The following is a 20404-nucleotide window of genomic DNA, read 5'->3' as shown; positions in this document are numbered from 1 at the left end:
AAATGGCTGTAAGTACAAGTCAATACAGGGAAGAAGAAAGACAACAATTGAAAGAGAAACGGCGTAAAGATATCATTAAAGTAGCTCAAGAACTATTCATTAAAAAAGGTCTTACTGAGACCACTATGTCAGATATTGCTGCTGGTGTTAAGATTAGTAGAAGAACTTTATATCGTTATTATAAAACAAAGGAAGAGCTAGCCTTTCAAATTGAGATTATACTTTTTGAGGATTTCTACCGTTTTCAAGACGAGATATTTAATCAACTAGAAGGTAATGGCTTAGAGAAAATAAAAGAATTCTTTTCCCAAATAGCTGATTACATCGATGACAATTCACAAATCATAAGATTTTCAGGGGAGTTTGATCACTATTTCAGGGGTGACTATCCTTATTCTGATTTAACCAACCAATTTAAAGGTATGATCTCAACTAATGATGAATTATTGGTAAAACTTATAATAGAGGGAAGAAAAGATGGATCCATACGTGATGATATAGAACCAAGGATTACAGCGTTAACCATGAATAACGTTTTACTTAGTATTACTCAAAGAGTCATAATAAGAGGAGATCACTTAATAGAAGAACAGAATGTGAACCCTAAAGAAATGGTTTTCCAACAATTAAAACTATTTATGTTTTCATTAGAAAATAAATAAGATGTGTAAAGAACTACCATTTATTGCATTATTGTAGCAGATAGCTTAAAACTGTTTACAATAAGAATGAGCAATTCACTGGTAGTTCTTTTTTTATTTGGATAGATAACTTTATTTGACATCTGATCTTACGAGCCTTATAATTTAATTGTGTCACATGTGTGACATGAGTATATTTATAGTGACAAATCTAAGGAGAGGGTTGTATGGGATATCAAAAAGAGTTAAAGAAAAAAGTGGAATGGGAAGATCCGTCCATTATTCATCTAAATAAGGAGAGAGGTCATATTGTTGCTATGCCTTATGATGATGAAAAAGAGGCTTTTAAAGGGGGAGCATCAGCTTATAAGTCTTCGCTGAATGGAACTTGGAAATTTAATTGGGACAAAAGACCAGCGGACCGTCCTATAGATTTCTATAAGGAAAGCTATGATGTAAGCAGGTGGGATGACATAGATGTGCCATCTAACTGGCAAATGAAAGGCTATGGTATTCCCATCTACACAGATACTACTTATCCTTATAGCATTAATACAAAAAATATACCAAGCATCGATCATGAGTATAATCCAGTTGGTTCTTATAAAAGAACTTTTGAGATAACTGAAAAACTTGATAATAAAGAACTATACATTCATTTTGCAGGTGTTAAGTCAGCTTTTTATCTATGGATTAACGGACAAAAAGTAGGCTATAGTCAAGGGAGTATGACACCAGCTGAATTTAATATAACATCTTACATAAGACAAGGTACAAATAGTGTTGCTGTTGAAGTTTATCGTTGGAGTGATGGGAGTTATTTAGAAGATCAAGATATGTGGCGACTATCGGGTATTTTTAGAGAGGTTTTTCTTGTAGCTAGACCTAAGATTGAAATAAAAGATTTTTATATATCTTCTAATCTTGATGAGAACTATAAGGATGCAAGTTTACAATTTAAAATTACCTTGCAGAATCATAGTGAAAGCACTCGATCAGGTTATCAAATTCATGCCAAGTTAATCGACATAAAAACTAAAGGTATCATCAAGACATTCATTCAAGAAGAGGTTGATATAGATAGTCATATGGAAGCTACCATAACAATCAATGGGCATATTAAGGAACCTAAAAAATGGAGTGCAGAAACACCCCATTTATACAAGGTTATTATCACTTTATTTGATAACGAGGATCAGTCAGTTGACATTAGAAGTTCTGAATTCGGGTTTAGAAAAATTGAGATTAAAGATAGCAGGTTATATATTAATGGGCAATCCATCTTAATTAAAGGGGTAAATCGTCACGAGTTTCATCCTTTGTATGGGCATGCTGTACCACCAGAGGTAACAGAAGTTGATATAAAACTGATTAAAGCTAATAATATTAATGCTATACGAACCAGTCATTATCCCAACAGCACTGTTTTCTATGAGTTGTGCAATCGGTATGGCATCTATGTCATGGATGAATGTGATTTAGAAACCCACGGTTTAAGAGAGAAGATTCCAGGCAGTGATCCCATGTGGACCGATGCATGCATAGATAGAATGGAAAGAATGGTTGAAAAAGATAAGAACCATCCATGCATTATTTTTTGGTCATTAGGGAATGAAGCTGGATATGGTGATAATTTTCGGAAGATGAAAGAAGCAGCTCTTAGGATAGATGCTACACGACCTATCCATTATGAAGGTGACCATATTTTAGATACATCCGATGTATTTAGCATGATGTATGCAACTGTAGAACAGACAGAATCAATAGGTCAAGGGAAAGAAGTAAGAGTTGGAATAGGAGAAGGATGGAATAAGTTAGGTAAGAAAGTTAAGCATGAGCAGTATCATGAAAAACCATTCATCATATGTGAATATGCCCATTGTATGGCCAATAGTTTAGGTAATTTTAAAGAATATATGAACGCTTTTGAAGAGTATGACCGATGTATTGGAGGCTTCATATGGGATTTTTCAGATCAAAGTATATTAATGCAAACAGAAGACGGTAAAGACTTTTGGACCTATGGGGGAGATTTTGGTGATGAACCTAATGATTTCAACTTTTCTGGTAACGGTATAGTAACAGCAGACCGAAGACCACAACCTGCATTATACGAGGTCAAAAAAGTATACCAAGAAATTGAGGTTTCCCCTATAAACTTAGCTGAGGGGCAAATAGAGATTTTTAATAAGTATAGATTTAAGGATCTATCCTTCGTTAACTTAGTTTGGCAGGTTCTTGAAGATGGCATTAAAATTCAAGAAGGTATGATTAAAGAGCTAGAAGTAAAACCTCTTTCAAAAAGTATTCAAACCATTCCTTATAGTCAGGGACCAATAAAAGATAATGCTGAGTACCACTTAAATCTGTCTTTTATTCTTCAAGATGATTCAACGTGGGCAAAAGCAGGTTATCAAATTGCTTGGGAACAATTCAAGTTATGGGAAAATAAGCCTTTAACTGTGACGGAGAACAAAGATGTCATCAGTATTAATAGCCAGGGAATGAAAGTAAATATTAATAAAGTATCAGGCTTACTGGAATCCATCAATTATGGAAAAGGTGAGATGCTAAAGGCACCTATAACACCTAATTTCTGGAGAGCACCTATCGATAATGAGGGTCTAGGTATATATAAAGAAATTAAGACCAAAATGCTGAATTATTGGTTATATGGTGGATATTGGAGGTTGGTAGGTGGCAATAGGAAGGTCAAGCAAGTCCTTGTAACACATGATCCTACCAAGGTATCCGTTGCTGTTAAAAGCAAAGTAAAGTACATGAAGGGCTATTTAGAACTTCATTATGTCATCAAGTCCAATAAGGAGATTACTGTCACCATGTCCGCTACCCCTAAAAGAGAAATGATACGTTTTGGTATGCAATTTAGACTTGCCAATGATTTTGATGAAATGACATGGTTAGGAAGAGGACCTCATGAAAGTTATTGCGATAGAAAATCTGGTGCCGCTGTAGGGAAGTATTCAGGAAAGGTAAGGGAACTGACCCATGACTATTTAAAGCCCCAGGAGAATGGTAATCGAACAGATGTGAGATGGATTAGTTTTACCAATGCTTCAAACTGCGGGTTAAGGTTTTCTCATCATGGATGTAACTTTTTGAACGCAAGTGCATGGCCATATACCATGGAAGATCTAGAAGAAGCTTCGCATATTCATGAATTAAAGGAGCGGGATTACATTACAGTCAACATTGATCATAAGCAAAGAGGGGTTGGGGGAAGCATTCCAGCCATGTTGAAGTTATTAGAAGAATATAAATTACCAAGGGGAGAGAAGTACTCTTATAGTTTTACTATTCAAGAAGAAATAAGTGAGTAGATAATGGAGGGGGAACTACAATGAAACTGTCTGTACGTGAAAAAATATCTTATGGTATCGGTGCTTTTGGGAAGGACCTAGTTTATAGTATAGTAGCAACTTATATCATGTTTTATCTCAATGATATATTGGGTATCAATCCATTATTATTAGGTACCTTATTTTTAGGAGCAAGGATTTTTGATGCTGTTAATGACCCAATGATGGGGAAGATTGTTGATAATACAAAAAGTAGATTTGGTAAGTTCAGACCATGGATTTTTATTGGAACTTTAATGAATGCTGTAGTATTAGTAGGTCTATTCTATGGTCCATCACTTGAGGGAACATCCTTGTTCGTGTATGTATCTATCTTTTATATTTTATGGGGCGTTACCTATACCATTATGGATATACCCTATTGGTCCATGATACCTGCTTTAACACAGGACCAAAAAGAACGGGAGCAAATAGCTGCTATCCCAAAGATATTCGCTAGTATTGGTTTCACAGCAGTTGCAGTTCTTGGAATCCCATTTTTTAAATGGCTGGGTCAAGGAAGTGATAGAGTTGGTTTTTTTAGACTTGCTGTAATAATAGCAGTGGTCTTTATCATAACTATATCCATAACTGTTGCTAATGTAAAAGACGTCAGTTGCGTTCAATCAAATAACAAAATAACTTTTAAGAAAATGTTTGAGATATTAGTAAGAAATGATCAGCTGCTTGTGGTTATCATTACTATCGTTATTTACAATGTGTCTACCTATATCACTACTACTTTAGGAATATATTTCTTTAAATATGATATAGGCAATGAAATGTTATTCTCTATATTTGCTGGTATTGCAGGTGTAGGGCAAGTAATAGCTATGGGTATATTTCCATTCCTAACGAATAAATTCACACGTAAACAAGTATTCCTAACAGGTATAGCCTCTACCATCTTGGGTTATCTGATATTACTGATTACAAGTAACATGGGCATTAATTCTATGACGATATTATTCAGTTCAGGATTTTTAATATTTTTAGGATTTGGATTTGCAACGATATTAACCACAGTTATGTTGGCTGATACTGTAGAGTATGGTGAATGGAAATTTGATTACAGAAGTGAAAGTATAATCTTTTCCATGCAGACCTTTGTTGTAAAGTTATCATCTGCAATAAGTGGGTTTATTGTTGGAGTAGGGCTATCGTTGATTAAGTTTGTACCAGATCAACCACAGACACTGGAAACACTGGTTGGACTCAGGTTTATAATGTTCGTTGTTCCTATTCTAGGAATGCTCATCAGTCTCTTCGTATATCTTCAGTTTTTTAAATTGGATGAAAAGATGTATGCAAGAATTGTAATGGAAATAAAAGAAAGAGGCGAAAAAGAGGCGGTGTAAAAAAAATAAAGTGTAGAAAGGGTTTATATCATATAGCTGAACGAGATGGTGATAATAGGTGATGTATCCTATTGAAATTGAATAGACTATAAATATATTTACGTATTCATACTAAAATAGTATACTAATCATAAAGCATATAAATCTTAATACTAGGGTTTAAGTCTGAGAGGAGGGAATCAATTGTCTGATAAAAGAAAGCTTCAAATAACTGAAGATGAAATCCAAAGCATTAAGGCATTTAGGAACATAAAAGATGATAGTATTGCAACAATACTGTCTATTGCTAAGGCTACTTTCTTCAAAAAGGGAGAAGTTTTATTCTTAGAGAAAGATCAGATTAATCGATTCTATGCCATACTGTCAGGGAAAGTTACCATGTCAAGGTATTCTGGATGGGGACAAAAGCGTATCTTTTTCATTCTAGGAGATGGGGAGTTAATTAATGAAGTTGTATTTGATGATTTGCCTGTTTCAGTGGTGTGCGAAATTTTCGAAGATGCAGTCATTTTGGAATTTAGAAAGGATGACTTTTTAGCCATTATGGAAAAGGACTTTACTCTCACCTTAAACATTATGAATTCCATCGGAAAGAAACAAAGAAGACTCTATCGCCAACTTAAGAATACAGTACCTATTAAAATGGATAAACGTTTGGCTGCTAAGCTATGGAAGTTATCAAGAGATTATGGTATTGAGCAAAATGATTGGACCATGATTGATTTAAAAATAACAGTAACCTATCTTTCTTATATGTTAGGTAGTTCCCGTGAAACCATATCAAGAGCAATGAAAATTCTAATAGATACTGGCATCATTAAGTGGGACGATAAAATGTTGTTAGTCAAGGTAGAAGAGCTCTTAGATTATTATAGACATTAATGAGTGCAAGAGGATGTTAGTGGTATGTTAACCAACATAATCATTAAAATATATGAAAATATGTGATGAAAGTCACATATTTTTTTTATGTATTTTTGTAAAATGAAGTTATCAAATGTCCGGTTAGATTTGTCTATTTTTTAACAGTAATGACTCAATGGGGGTAGATGAACCGGGGAATTAGGGAGGATGACAACTATGTTTGGAGAAACACTTACTAAATTAGGGAATGCAGCAGAGGCAAAATCAAAGTTTTCTAAAAATGCTAAAGGTAGGTATACATTAGCATCAGGACTAGCAGGTTTCTATGTAGGGATAGGTATCTTACTCATTATGACTATTGGTAGTCTTTTATCAGGAGCTGGATCACCAGCAACAAAGATTGTGATGGGTGCATCTTTTGGTATTGCATTGAGTTTAGTGATTATGGCGGGTTCAGAGCTATTTACTGGTAACAATTTAATTATGACAGCAGGTGCGTTAGATAAACGTATTACTTGGAAAGATGCTGGACGTGTGTGGTTTTACAGTTATATTGGTAACTTTTTGGGGTCAGCACTTGTAGCAGGGTTCTTTGTCATGGCTGGGTTGACAAATGGTGCAACAGGTGAGTTCATTATCAATGTGGCAAGTGCAAAAATGGGTGGTGCATTTATGCCACTTCTAGCAAAAGGTATCTTATGTAATATCTTAGTTTGTTTAGCTGTTTTATGCGCTGTAAGAATGCAAAGTGAATCTGGGAAACTGATTATGATTTGGTGGTGTCTATTTGCTTTCATTACAGCTGGTTTTGAGCACAGTATTGCTAATATGACAATTTTTTCAATCGCTTTATTTATGCCTCATCCAGAAACAGTTTCTGTTATGGGGATGTTGAACAATTTAATCCCTGTTACAATCGGTAACTTTATTGGTGGAGCACTACTAGTAGGTGGAAGTTATTATCTATTAGGCAAAGAAAAATAAGACGAAGGGTGAGACGACATGAAAATAGGGTTAAGTAGAGAGAGTTTTAATGGAAGTCTTAAACAACTGCAAGAAGAGTATAGAATCTATGCCCCTGTATCCATGGCTTTTAAAGGCACTTTTTCTGATACTGATTCTATACGCTACAAAGAGATCACAACTATAGAGGAAATTGAGTTTGAGCGTAAATCTCACTTTTCTCCTAAAGAAACGTTACTTCCAATAACTCAAGTACTTTTTTATTTCACAGAGGATGAGTATAAAGAGCCGTCTAGTGATGAAAAGAAATTGCTTGTCTTTTTAAGAGCTTGCGATATCCATGCGGTCAAGCGTATTGATCAAATGTACCTTAAAAATGGTGAGCTAGACCCCTATTATAAACATGCTAGAGATAGAGTAAAGTTTGTTTTAATAGGATGTGAGGAAAGTTTTAGAAATTGTTTTTGTGTAAGTATGGGAACAAATCAAACAGAGGATTATAGCATAGGATTAAAGTTAACGGCTGAAGAAGTTCTCTTAGATATAAAAGATGAGGACTTAAATGTTTATTTTGTTGGTGAAGAGAAAGAATTCCAAGTAGATTATGTAACGTCCAATGATACAAAGGTAACTGTGCCTGATAATCTATCAGGGGACGTGGCCAAATCAGATATGTGGCGAGAGTATGATAAGCGCTGTATTGCATGTGGAAAATGTAATTTTGTTTGTCCTACATGTACTTGCTTTGCTATGCAAGATATTTTCTATAAAGATAATGAAAACAACGGTGAAAGACGACGTGTCTGGGCTTCATGCCATGTAGACGGCTATACAGATATGGCAGGTGGTCACAGCTTTAGAAAGAAACACGGTGATAGAATGCGTTATAAGACACTTCATAAAGTATATGATTTTAATAAACGATTTGGTTATCACATGTGTGTTGGCTGTGGTAGATGTGATGATGCATGCCCTCAATACATCTCCTTCTCCACATGTATCAATAAATTAAATGATCTTGGGGAGGCGGAAAAGTAATGAAGAATGGATACTTACCAATAAAATCAGAAATTCTAGAAATCATTCAACATACAGATATCGAATATACTTTTAGAATGGCTTATAAAGGTGATGTTAAACCAGGTCATTTCTTTGAGGTTTCCATACCTAAATATGGTGAGTGCCCTATTTCAGTTTCTGGAATAGGTAAAGATTTCATTGACTTTACTATTCGCCGAGTAGGTAAAGTGACCAATGAACTTCATAATTTTAAAGTAGGTGATGGTTTCTTTATTAGAGGACCTTACGGTAATGGTTTTGACATGAATGACTATAAAGGTAAAGAAGTCATTGTAGCAGCAGGTGGTAGTGGTTTAGCTCCGGTTAAAGGCATCATTGACATCATTAACGATAATCAAGTAGAGTATAAGGACTTCAACCTTCTTGTTGGTTTTAAGTCACCAGAGGATATATTGTTCAAAGAAGAACTTAAGGTTTGGGAAAAAGACTTAAAAGTTATCTTAACAGTGGACCAAGCTGAAGGGGACTATCAAGGGAATGTTGGACTTGTAACGCAATATGTAGAGGATATTGAAGTAGATGATAAAGATAACGTTGCTGTTGTTATTGTAGGACCTCCTATGATGATGAAATTTACAGTGGAAGCTTTTTTGAAACGTGGTATTCGCGAGGAGAATATATGGGTGTCTTATGAAAGAAAAATGCACTGCGGTATCGGTAAATGTGGTCATTGTCGTATGGATGATACTTATATTTGTATCGAGGGGCCAGTCTTTAATTTCAGCAAAGCAAAACACTTATATGATTAGGAGGGTTTACTGTGGATATCAATACTAAAAAAGTCACCAAGAATGCATATCGTATAACGAAAGAAAGATATAAAACAGCTTTAAGAGTCAGAGTACCAGGTGGACGCCTCAAGGCTGAGTACTTTGAAATCCTCAATCAAATTGCTAGTCAATATGGGGATGGAGATGTTCACCTTACAACAAGACAAGGTTTCGAAATTACTGGGATTGATATCGATAAAGTTGATGAAGTCAATGCTTTGATCCAACCCGTTATTGAAGGTCTTGAGATTAACCAAGTTAGTCCTAATACAGGCTATCCAGCAGCTGGTACACGTAATATCAGTGCCTGTATTGGAAACCGTGTTTGTCCAAAAGCCCAATATGAAACCAGTAGCTTTGCCAAAAGAATAGAGAAGGCAATTTTCCCAAATGACTTTCATGTGAAGATCGCCTTAACAGGCTGTCCAAATGATTGTATCAAAGCTAGGATGCATGACTTTGGTATCATCGGTATGACATTACCTGAATATGAAAAAGAACGATGCATCAGTTGTGGACGCTGTGTGAAAAAATGTGAAAAGCTTTCAACAGGTGCATTAAAAATGGAAAACTACAAAGTTATAAGAGATCATGATAAGTGCATTGGTTGTGGAGAATGTGTTGTTAATTGTCCAACTAATGCATGGACACGTAGTGAAAATAAATTCTATCGTCTAGCGATCATGGGAAGAACAGGTAAGAAGAATCCAAGATTAGCTGAAGACTTTATTTTATGGGTAGATGAAGACAGTATCATTAAAATTATACAAAATACTTATGACTATATCAATGAATATATCGATAGAAGTTTACCTAAAGAGCATATCGGTTACATTGTTGATCGTACAGGTTTTATAGAATACAAAAAATGGGCACTCAAAGATGTAGAACTATCCCCAATGGCAAAGGTAGCTAATAATATCTATTGGAGCGGTATACATTATTAAGAATTTACATTTATTAATAAAAGGCTTATTTCCAAAATTACAGGAAATAAGCCTTTTACTATCTCCAGTTTAAATGTGGCATTAGTCACTTTTGTACTGATTTATAAAGAGCTATTGACTTATACAAAATAAAATGTTAAAATTTTTAATAAGAGAACGATAGTTATCTTTTGAAAGAGGTGAATGACAATACAAGTAAAAAAAGAAGAAGTTAAAGAACGTATTTATATTGCTGCATTAGAAGAATTCAAGATAAATGGGTACAAGAATACAACTATTAGGAATATCAGTAAGAGTGCTAATGTTCCAATTGGAAATCTCTATCGATATTATAAGAACAAGGATCTACTTTTCTCCGATATAGTTGATAAAGTATATTTACAACTTTTAAAAATTCTAACAACACCAGATACAATAGAAGAATTAGACGATTACATGGGTTTAAGTATTATTTCTAAGAGATTAACGGTTATAGCTGATATGCATGCGAATTATAAGGATGAAATACTTATTTTGTTTAATGGGAGTCAAGGATCAAAATATGATAATTTCAATGCTATGTTAATAGAGGGTTTGAGTAATAGAATGAAAAATGAATGGCAATATTTTGTTAATAAAGGAGAAGTCTTGCCCAGAGATTTATTTATTTTTGAAGTTATTGCTTCAGGATTAATTGATGGTATTAGAATAATTTTAAATCGATATGATGATCATGAAGAATTAATAAAAGCTTTGAAAGAATTTTTGCAATTTACTTCTGGCGACTTTATTAATCGCTTAAAATCAGCAACAAATTAGTTTAAAGCCGAATAAAAAAATATAACTACTTTGTATTTATATTTTTTTGATTTAAAAGAGAACGATTGATCTCTATAACTATGAAATAAGAAGTGTAGAAATGAGAGGATGAGCTAAAATGGAAGATAAAGAGAAGCCACGATATAAGTGGGATAATAAAAATCTATCAGTAAAATGTCGACCACCGAATAATGGGAAAGAAATAACGGATAACAATCCCTATATTGATATAGATATTGAACAGCTTGATCATTATTCTGAAATCAAACCCCTTGATCAAGTACCGGATATTATGAAAAAAAATAGGAGAGGACTTGTAAAGCTAGAGATTTATAAAATGATAAATGTTACAGGATCTCCATTCAACTACCTGCCTCTAGTCGTTTTGAGTATAGCAAAGATGCGTATTCAATTGAAAACTTCATATCCAAGAATCGCTAAAGATAAAGAGAAGAATTTAGTTCTCTTAAAAGAGCAAATAAGAGAATTTGCTAAGTCTAGAGGTTATATATGTGGCTTTACTAAAATAGATAGACGCTATATCTCAGAGGCAAATGATGACTTAATCCCTTATGATACTGTAATTGTACTGGGGATGGAAATGGATAAAGACTTAACTATGGAGATTCCTTATCCGGGTAAAAACAGTAAAAAGTTATTCGATTTTGAGATCTATGAAAAATCAGGGCAAGAAGTTTTCAAAGTAGCTAACTTTATCAGAACTAAAGGATATAAATGCTTTGCACGTGTACCTGCAGACGGAGCTATCAAGTACCCACCACATGCTGTCAATGCTGGACTTGGAAACTATGGTACAAATGGTCTGGTTATTACAAAGGAATTTGGTTCAAGGGTAAGATGGACGATGATCTGTATGGATGCAGATATTGAACCTGATCAACCTAGGAATCTACACATAGAGGAGTTTTGTAGCAGGTGTCGATTATGTCAAAAATCTTGTCTTGGGCAAGCGATTCCAAAAGAGGCTTCCTACTGGCGGGGCGCTATGAAACGACGAGTCAATGACAAGAAATGCTGGCCTCAATTTGTTAAATATGATGGTTGTGGTGTATGCCTAAAGGTATGTCCTTTTAATAATCAAGGGTATGATGCATGTATTAAATCACTTCAACCATATTATCAATATGATGTAAATCAGCAAAAAGTAATTAAACAATAAGGGAGGAAGAACCTATGACAAATAGAGAAATACTGTTGATGGGTGATATCAAACAGGGTGGCTTCTTTCATATATCTGAAGACATAACAATTAAGTCAATCATAATGAAATATGGGGAGGGGCTAGATCATTCATCTAAGATTAAACTCGTTCAGATAGGAGGACCATTAGGCGTATGCATTACAAGCTCTGAACTTAACAGTAATATAAAAGATTTTGATGATCAACAGTTGGATAATGTCATCATGGTTATGGGTCAACGGACCTGTGTAGTTGATTTTGCTCTTTTTAGTATACAGCATGTTAAAAGAGAACTTAATCAATTGGATGATGTTATTAAAGAGCTATGGAATAGAATTAATAAGATTGTGGATGGAAAAGCCAATTTAGCGGATTTAAAAGTAATTACTAACCTATGTAAGCGAGAGAGTAAAACATTTATTGAAGGACAGCTAAAGAAACTGCTTACTTTTCTAATCGATAATTTTAAGGAAGAATTTTATGAACACATTGAAAATCAATATTGTGCTACAGGCTTTTGTAGAAAACTTATTGATGCCAAGTGTATCAACGCATGTCCTGCCAGAGTTTATATTCCAGGATATGTTGCATTAATTAAAGATGGAAATGAAATCGATGCCTATCGTTTAATGAGGAAAAAAAATCCCTTTTCCTTTGTCTGTGGTAAAATTTGCTCAAGACCTTGTGAAGCAAATTGTAAAAGAGGAGAGTTAGAAAAAACAGTTGGTGTGAGAGCTTTAAAAAGATATGCCTCTGAAATGGCATTAAAGGTAGAAGTTTATCAAGAAAATAAAATGGAGTCAAATGGGAAAAAAGTAGGTATTGTAGGAGCTGGGCCATCAGGTTTATCAGCAGCTTACTACTTAACAAAGTCTGGTTATGAAGTTACAATTTTTGAGGCAGCCAATACGATAGGAGGTATGCTTTCAAGTGGAATTCCAACATATCGATTACCTCAGACTACAATAGATAAGGAAGTAAAGATTCTTAAGGATATGGGATGTAAAATCTTAGTGAATACAAAAGTTGGAAAAGATATTCTATTAAAAGAAATTCGAAGGGACTTCGATGCAGTCCTTTTAGCAACAGGGTGTCATATTGCTAACCGATTTGGTCCAAATATAAAAAGCATTGAGACAGCTATTGATTTATTGAAGGATGTTAAGGTTCATGGAAGAACTAGAATAGGAGAAAGGGTACTCATTATTGGTGGTGGAGATGTAGCAATTGATACTGCAAGAACAGCAGTTAGACTAGGTGCTAATAAAGCATATCTAGCCTGTTTGGAGTCTTATGAAATGATGCCAGCCAGTGAAGAAGAAAAAGTAGCAGCAGAGGAAGAAAAAATAGAATTCATAAATGGTTTTGGCTATAAAGCATTTAATATACATGGGAATGAACTAAAAGGTATTACATTAAAAAGATGCATAAGGGTATTTGATGATGAATACAACTTCTCTCCTCGATATAGAGAAGAAGATTGTATTTATGTGAATGTTGACCACATTATTTTAGCTATTGGTCAAAAACCTGAAATTAATTATCTTGATGAAGATATTCATACTAATGCTAGAGGCTTTATTAAGGTAGATAAGACTACATTTAAAACCAGTGCAGATCGTGTGTATGCAGTAGGGGATATGTGGAAACCTGGAATTGCTATCAAAGCCATTGCTGAAGGTAGAAAAGCAGCTATAGCAATTGATTCAGATCTAGATGGCTCAGGATTGTTTGAAGGTGAGCAGATTATTATTCCTGAGAAGCAGCTTTATCATGGACTATGGGATGTTGGTAAAAAAGAAGAACATGAACTTGCCGTTAAAAAAAGAAGTCGTGGATTTGATGAAGTAAGTAGTTCTTTCACGGCTCATGAAGCTTACTGTGAAGCTGAAAGATGTTTACGTTGCGATAGGAATTCAAGGCGATAGTAGAATAAGAGTGTATTAGATTTGTTTTAATATCAAGAAAGGGATAACTTAAAATGTAATTAAGATATCCCAAGACTCCCTTCATAGCCATAAGTCTATTTAGCATCTACAATTTTATAATAGGTCTTTGCAGTTAATAGAAAGACGAATCCGTAGATCATTGCAAAAACCAACACTGTGGCAACAGTCATCATTAAAAATAATGGTACATTAAAGAGGTTAAGTATTGCTAACAGTTTAGTGATAATTGGGAATGCCACAACGATGTGCAAGGTTGCAAAAAGAAGTGGTAAAAAGAAAACCATAAGCACCTGTGTTCGGATTGTTTTCTTTACTTCTACTTGATCAATACCTACTTTTTGCATGATCTCAAATCTTTCTTTATCATCATAGCCTTCTGATATTTGCTTGTAGTAGATTATTAGTACTGTAGCCATTAAGAATAAACTTCCAAGAAATATACCTAGAAAGAATAAACCACCGTATATTGCTAAGAAACTTTCTTTATTACCCGCTCGGCTTTCTACACGAGCCTCAATATCTGTGGCTGATAAGTCTACTTTTATGTCATTATTAATTTGAATAATTTCATCATCAGTAGCCTCAATATCAAAGGAAACTTGATAAAATGGATTTGTACTTTGGGTAAATTGATGAGGTTCGTTCATGAATATATAATAAGAATCTAACCAAAGACCATCAGATTTATTACTAAATTCTAGCTCATTTATCTCTTTGACTTTATAGGTGGTCCCATCAATTACAATACTGTCTTTTCCATATGTTCCTGATACAAAGAAAAGGATGACCTCATCATCTTCAAGTTGTATATTCTTGCCCTCAGCTCTATTATAGTCTTCTATCGGTACTGCTTCAACATAACTAAAAGCAGGATCAAAATTCTCAAAGCTCTCAACACTAAACTGATTATCTTCAACATCGCTTAAAAAATCATAACGTCTGTAACTAAAATAATTACTTGTTTTATAGTTATCTAAGAATTCATTAAGAGTTTCATCGATTTTTTTTATATCTCCAACTGATACTTCTGCTTTTGATATATTGATATCTCTAGCAAAACGGGTTTTCATGATATCTTCCATCCCTGCAAAAAGAGAAATAGTTCCGGATAAGGTTATAATAACGGCCGTACTTAATATGCAGATATTAGCAAGACCAACAGCATTTCTTTTCATTCGATACATCATACTGGAGATTGAAATAAAGTGCTTTGTCTTATAGTAAAAGTTCTTATTCTTTTTTAATAATTTAAGTAAGGCTATACTTCCAGCAGTAAATAAGGCATATGTACCTGCCATAACCAGCAATACAGCAATAAAGAATCTAACAATGGCTGTAAGGGGATCTGGTGCACTAAGTGCAATTCCATAGCCGCTTAGTAGGCATAAAAGGCCAATAAATGTCATGACTAACTTGGTTTTTGGCTCTTTTTCACCAACTTGCCCACCTTTCAAAAGCTCAATAGGATTTGATAATTTAATCTGTAGTAAATTAGTTATTAATGTTGATCCAAAAATGATACAAAATAGGATTAAAGTTGAGGTGATTGAAGGTGCTGATAAGGTGAAGCCTAAGGGAACATCAAAGCTTAAGATCTTAAGTAATAATAAGAACATCACTTTATTTAAGATAATACCACATGCCAATCCAGCAGTAAGACTTAACATGGATGTAAACAAGCATTCGTAAAATAATACTCGAGCGATATGTGATTTTCCAAGACCTAGCACATTATAAAGACCTAGTTCTTTTTTTCTTCTCTTAATGAGAAAGCTATTGGTATAAAAGAGAAAAATCCCTGAAAATATAGCGATAACAATCACTCCAAGAGAGAGGATGGTTTTAAGAGAATCGCCTCCTTTCATCTCATAAAGCCCTTTATTAAGGGATAAGGCATGCATCATATAGTACATTGCAATGGTACAGATACATGTAATGATATAAGGGAAATAGGTTTTCCCATTCTTTTTTATATTGGTAATAGCCAGTTTAGGATAAAAGATCCTACTCATCTAAGCCACCTCCCGTTGTCATTATTGTCAGTGTATGGGAGATTTTTTCAAACATTTCTTCGTTGGTCATTGAACCTTTATAGAGTTGATGATATACCTTACCATCTTTAATGAAAAGCACTCTACCGGCATGACTTGCAGCCTTGGTGCTATGGGTGACCATAAGTATTGTTTGCCCTTCTTGGTTGATATCAGAAAAAAGTTGAAGTAAATGATCTGTTGACTTTGAATCCAGGGCACCTGTTGGTTCATCAGCTAAAATAATATGTGGTTCTGTAATGAGAGCTCTTGCTACGGCAGCCCTCTGTTTTTCACCACCAGATACTTCATATGGATATTTAGCTAATAAATCATGTATGCCCAATTTCTTAGCAATAGGAGTTAATTTAGATTTCATTTCATTGTACTTATTGCCAGACAGAACTAGAGGTAATAAGATATTATCTTCAAGAGAGAAGGTATCAAGTAAATTAAAATCCTGAAAAACAAAACCTAGGTTTTCTCTTCTAAATGCTGATATTTCTCTTTCTTTGATGGTATTAAAGTTTCTCTTATTTAGAAGGACTTCTCCACTAGTAGGTTGGTCTAAAGAAGCTAAAATGTTAAGTAATGTTGTCTTTCCTGATCCTGATTCGCCCATGATAGCTACATACTCGCTTTTCTCTACTGAAAAGCTTACATTACTTAAGGCTTGTACTTGATTACCACCAAATCTTGTTGTATAGACTTTTTTCAAATTATTTATTTCTAATAAAGACATATTCATTCTCCTTATCTGTTGTTATCTCTTCACTACCCTTATTATAAATAAAAAAGAAATGTCCTACCATAATATTGGCTTACATTTCTTTTCATAAACTTACAATGATGTAAGATTATCTTATTCTATTATTGTTTCTAGAGTGGATAGATCAATTTTTACTGTGGTTCCCTTTCCGACTACTGATTGAACTTCAATAGTATGGGATAGTCTTTTCAATATTTTTTTACATAAGTATAGACCGATGCCCGAAGCTTTCTTGTCCATCCTGCCATTATAGCCAGTATACCCTTTTTCGAATATTCGAGGTAAGTCCTCTTCAGCTATCCCTATTCCAGTGTCTTCAATAACTAATGTCATTTGCTCTTGTTTACCCATATAGATCGCTACTTGTCCTTCTTCTGTATATTTTAAAGAGTTGGACAATATTTGGTCAATAACAAATACTAACCACTTTTCATCAGTTAGAACCTTAGAATTGATTTCTTCAAGTTCTAATCGGATGTTTTTTCTTATGAAAAGCTGAGCTTTCTTTCTTACACACTGTTTAATGATGCTATCCAAGGAATAGTACTTAAAATATAGATCTGAAGTTGTACTATCAATTCGAAGATAACCTAAAACCATCTCAACATATTGTTCAATTCTAAAAAGTTGTTCTTGTAATTCCTTTTGATTCTTATTATCAGAAGTCTGCAAAAGTAAACCCATGGCAGCAATAGGCGTTTTAATCTGATGAGCCCACATGGTGTAATAATCCAGCATTTCACTTTGTCTATAATCACCCTCTGATATGATTTCTTTTTGATACTTACGACAAGTGTTGATGAGTCGCTGATAATCCTCTTCTAATAAATCTTTAGCTTTTGGCAAGTCATCTATGCTCATGGTTATATGATCGTTTAGCTGACTGAGTTGCCCATGTTTTTTATAAAACTTTCCAAAACTCAGTAACTCTAGTATGCCTATAACACACCCAGCCAAAAAAGTGGCATATAAAATAGCTTCCATCTCTTGTCTATACAAAAATAGTATAACAATAAAGGTCATTATGAATAGAAAAATGCGTAACAGCCCAGGAGCTTTGCTCTTAAGATATAACCCAAATACGCTTAATATAGATTCCTTTTTCATATTATTCCACCATATACCCGATACCCTTCTTTGTCTTAATAAAGTCTTCTAAGCTATAAGTAGCTAATTTCTTACGTAGTCTAGCTACATTAACAGTGAGTGTATTATCATCAATAAAGCTGTCGCTCTCCCATAACTTTGTCATGATCACATCCCTAGTTATAACCTTCCCTACATTTTCTAATAAGACTTGTAGGATTTTGTATTCATTTTTGGTAAGCTCAATTCTCTCATCGTTATATTCTAAGGATGCATCACTTAAGTTTAAGATAACGTCTTTGTGTTCAATAATATTCATCTGACCACCAAATGAATAGGTGCGGCGAATCAATGCTTGTACTTTGGCGATAACAATGTTTAGGTCAAAGGGTTTTGCTATAAAGTCATCTCCGCCCATATTAATTGCCATGACGACATTCATATTGTCAGACATGGATGAGATAAAGATAATAGGAACCTTAGAGAGTTTTCTAATCTCAGTACACCAATGATAACCATTAAAAAATGGTAGTGATATATCTAATAAAACCAAATCTGGTCCATAGTTTATAAATTGTGTTTTAACTTCTTTAAAATCGTTGACCATCTCCGCCCCATATCCCCATTGGCTTAAGCTATCCTTTAATGTTTTCGCGATTACTTCATCATCTTCTACAATTAAAATTTTGTACATAACAAACTCCTTTAATCTATTATACCTTCTATTAATTATTTCAGCCTATTAGCTCATGTCATAGACAAAGTTCTTCTTCATACAAGTAAGGTATAAATCTATCTTAGTATAACATATTTTTATATTTTTTTATCATCATTTCCATTTTTTCATATAGAAAAGCCCTATCCTTTAGCAAGATGTGTAGGTTTTACATCGTTACTATTGGTATAGAGCTTTTAAGGAAAGCGATTTCTTAAATTTCTTCAGAATCACGTACTTCTATTTCGGTTCCTTCAGGTGCTAATAACTTAAACTGATAGCCACCTTTAATCTTATATATAATCTCTCCGTGTTTCGGTTTAAAATTTCTAAAGCCTTTTGATTTTAAATTTTTTAATTCTTCATGAGCATCGTCAACCAATAAACTAAAATGTGTGATACCATGATTTAATTTATCATAATCTTTAAAGGGTTTAGAGCACTTGGGTGTCAATACTTCTATTAAAAGATCACCAGATTTCAACCAAGCTTTATAAGCACGTTTGGGTACATAAATATCCTCTTTAACCAATTCAAAATCCAAAATCTCGGTATAAAAATGAAGGGTTTCTTTATAAGTTGACGTCTGAATACAAAAATGATGTATACCTTTAAAACCCATAGGATCACCTCTTCTCTACAAATTAACTCGAATAACCTATAATTAAAGTATACCTTGTAGAACTAGGGGATGCAAGAGGTGGTTAATACCTATTTCATTATATGATCTTTAATCTGGCCAGCTACTTCTAGAGAACGAATAGCATCATCAACAGTAATAATGGATTGTACATCATTATTGAGACAAGCCAGGACATGGTCGATTGATTCTTTAGCAGAGTCAACGATATGGAGCTGTATTTCTTTTGACCCATCGTGGGTATACTCTGTTAATGTTACCTTACTACCCTTTTCAAAGCATTGTTCACAGAAGTTTAAAGAGGCATTTTCGAAGATTGCGTCATAACTTACAGTGAAAGGATAGCTTAATGGCATCATGGAGGAGGCTGTTATTTCTACTAAGGTATTATCATATGTGAGGTGAGCACTAACATAGGCTTGATCCTGTCTGCTGGAGCTTCCAAATGCAGAGATTCGTTTTGTATTACCCAGCAGCCAAGTGATGAAATCAATTTCATGTATCATCAGATTAGTAACGATACGGTCATAACCTAAATCACCCCATAAAGGTGCTGTGGACCGCTTAAGATGAATAGCTTTTAATTGCCCGTATATGTTATCCTCAACTGCTTCTTTGATTAATTGAAACTCTGGACAAAACTTAATAAATTGATTAACAAATACTTTGTTTGGATATTGTCTACTTGCTTCTTTTATGGCTATAAGATCTTCCTGAGTATAGCATAAAGGTGTTTCACAAAAGACATCTTTTCCCTTCTGTAAGGATGCAATAATATATTCTTTATGTAAGTGGCTTGGTAAACAAATATCCACTAAGCTGATGGATGGATCGTCAAGAATATCTTCTACAGTGTCTGTCACTTCAATGTGAAGGTTGGCTTGAATTTTTTCTAGCTTGCTTTTGCTCCTCCCAAAGATTTTAATGGTATCAATCCCTAGGGTTTGGGTATAGATGGCAGCATGATGAGCACCAAATCCTGTTCCTAATATACCGACTTTCATATTTATTACTCCCTTCCTCGTACTATATTGATTAATAGAAGCCCCATCGTTGAGAAGACATGGATAAGGACATCCATAAATCAGATCTATCGTCCCAGGGCTCTACTATTTGTGAACCGCAAAATACTATTATTGTGTCTTTCTTCGCATCTTTTCTCATTGTCCCCTCATTAATCTTGTTAACTTTTTTAAGTATGTTTCTCATTCTTATCACCCACCTACTGAATTTT

Annotated in this window: 18 protein-coding genes; 11 read left to right on the top strand and 7 right to left on the bottom strand. The window is 34.2% G+C overall.

The features are described from left to right. Positions 1-2: 2 nt before the first annotated feature. From C1Y58_RS16715 to C1Y58_RS16665, 11 genes are all read left to right on the top strand, one after another. Positions 3-662: a TetR/AcrR family transcriptional regulator gene (locus C1Y58_RS16715; protein WP_157950162.1), complete on the top strand. Its 660-nt coding sequence runs from the start codon at positions 3-5 to the stop codon at positions 660-662. Between the two features lie 206 nt (positions 663-868). After that, positions 869-3982 carry a beta-galactosidase, LacZ type gene (locus C1Y58_RS16710; RefSeq protein ID WP_105617234.1) on the top strand — a complete coding sequence of 1038 codons (3114 nt, stop codon included), beginning with the start codon at positions 869-871 and terminating at the stop codon, positions 3980-3982. Between the two features lie 20 nt (positions 3983-4002). Continuing rightward, complete coding sequence (gene melB, locus C1Y58_RS16705) at positions 4003-5358, top strand: melibiose:sodium transporter MelB (RefSeq protein ID WP_105617233.1); 1356 nt, start codon at positions 4003-4005, stop codon at positions 5356-5358. Between the two features lie 183 nt (positions 5359-5541). Continuing rightward, positions 5542-6240, top strand: a complete 699-nt coding sequence (locus C1Y58_RS16700; protein WP_170311622.1) for a Crp/Fnr family transcriptional regulator — start codon at positions 5542-5544, stop codon at positions 6238-6240. A gap of 198 nt (positions 6241-6438) precedes the next feature. After that, positions 6439-7206 carry a formate/nitrite transporter family protein gene (locus tag C1Y58_RS16695; RefSeq protein ID WP_105617232.1) on the top strand — a complete coding sequence of 256 codons (768 nt, stop codon included), beginning with the start codon at positions 6439-6441 and terminating at the stop codon, positions 7204-7206. A gap of 18 nt (positions 7207-7224) precedes the next feature. Further along, positions 7225-8223 carry an anaerobic sulfite reductase subunit AsrA gene (gene asrA / locus C1Y58_RS16690; RefSeq protein WP_105617231.1) on the top strand — a complete coding sequence of 333 codons (999 nt, stop codon included), beginning with the start codon at positions 7225-7227 and terminating at the stop codon, positions 8221-8223. After that, positions 8223-9014, top strand: a complete 792-nt coding sequence (asrB, locus tag C1Y58_RS16685; protein ID WP_105617230.1) for an anaerobic sulfite reductase subunit AsrB — start codon at positions 8223-8225, stop codon at positions 9012-9014. The genes asrA and asrB overlap by 1 nt, the downstream gene beginning before the upstream one ends. 11 nt (positions 9015-9025) lie before the next feature. Beyond that, a complete protein-coding gene (gene asrC / locus C1Y58_RS16680; protein WP_105617229.1) occupies positions 9026-9982 on the top strand; it encodes a sulfite reductase subunit C in 957 nt (318 codons plus the stop codon). 183 nt (positions 9983-10165) lie between these two features. Then, positions 10166-10780, top strand: a complete 615-nt coding sequence (locus C1Y58_RS16675) for a TetR/AcrR family transcriptional regulator (RefSeq protein ID WP_105617228.1) — start codon at positions 10166-10168, stop codon at positions 10778-10780. A 118-nt stretch (positions 10781-10898) separates the two neighbouring features. After that, the gene (locus tag C1Y58_RS16670) at positions 10899-11960 is read left to right on the top strand and encodes a 4Fe-4S dicluster domain-containing protein (RefSeq protein WP_105617227.1); all 1062 of its coding nucleotides are present in this window, start codon (positions 10899-10901) and stop codon (positions 11958-11960) included. 14 nt (positions 11961-11974) lie between these two features. Beyond that, on the top strand, positions 11975-13909 hold the full coding sequence (locus C1Y58_RS16665) for an FAD-dependent oxidoreductase (protein WP_105617226.1): 1935 nt from the start codon (positions 11975-11977) through the stop codon (positions 13907-13909). Positions 13910-14004: 95 nt separating this feature from the next. Here the strand turns inward: C1Y58_RS16665 and C1Y58_RS16660 are convergent, their stop codons facing one another. The 7 genes from C1Y58_RS16660 to C1Y58_RS26505 form a co-directional block, all read right to left on the bottom strand. Then, positions 14005-15942, bottom strand: coding sequence for an FtsX-like permease family protein (locus tag C1Y58_RS16660; protein WP_105617225.1), 1938 nt, complete (start codon positions 15940-15942; stop codon positions 14005-14007). Further along, positions 15935-16702, bottom strand: coding sequence for an ABC transporter ATP-binding protein (locus C1Y58_RS16655; protein ID WP_105617224.1), 768 nt, complete (start codon positions 16700-16702; stop codon positions 15935-15937). The genes C1Y58_RS16660 and C1Y58_RS16655 overlap by 8 nt, the downstream gene beginning before the upstream one ends. Before the next feature lie 120 nt (positions 16703-16822). Further along, positions 16823-17836 carry a sensor histidine kinase gene (locus C1Y58_RS16650; RefSeq protein WP_105617223.1) on the bottom strand — a complete coding sequence of 338 codons (1014 nt, stop codon included), beginning with the start codon at positions 17834-17836 and terminating at the stop codon, positions 16823-16825. 1 nt (position 17837) lies between these two features. Beyond that, positions 17838-18509 (bottom strand): response regulator transcription factor, encoded by a 672-nt coding sequence (locus C1Y58_RS16645; protein WP_105617222.1) that lies wholly within the window; start codon positions 18507-18509, stop codon positions 17838-17840. A 235-nt stretch (positions 18510-18744) separates the two neighbouring features. Continuing rightward, positions 18745-19152, bottom strand: coding sequence for a VOC family protein (locus C1Y58_RS16640; protein ID WP_105617221.1), 408 nt, complete (start codon positions 19150-19152; stop codon positions 18745-18747). Positions 19153-19241: 89 nt separating this feature from the next. Further along, positions 19242-20174, bottom strand: coding sequence for a Gfo/Idh/MocA family protein (locus C1Y58_RS16635; RefSeq protein WP_105617220.1), 933 nt, complete (start codon positions 20172-20174; stop codon positions 19242-19244). A gap of 31 nt (positions 20175-20205) precedes the next feature. Next, positions 20206-20379: a hypothetical protein gene (locus tag C1Y58_RS26505; protein WP_157950161.1), complete on the bottom strand. Its 174-nt coding sequence runs from the start codon at positions 20377-20379 to the stop codon at positions 20206-20208. Positions 20380-20404 lie beyond the last annotated feature (25 nt).

The sequence above is a fragment of the Vallitalea okinawensis genome (assembly GCF_002964605.1).
GTDB lineage: Bacteria > Bacillota > Clostridia > Lachnospirales > PQDH01 > Vallitalea_A > Vallitalea_A okinawensis.
This window is presented reverse-complemented; position numbering and strand designations above follow the sequence as displayed.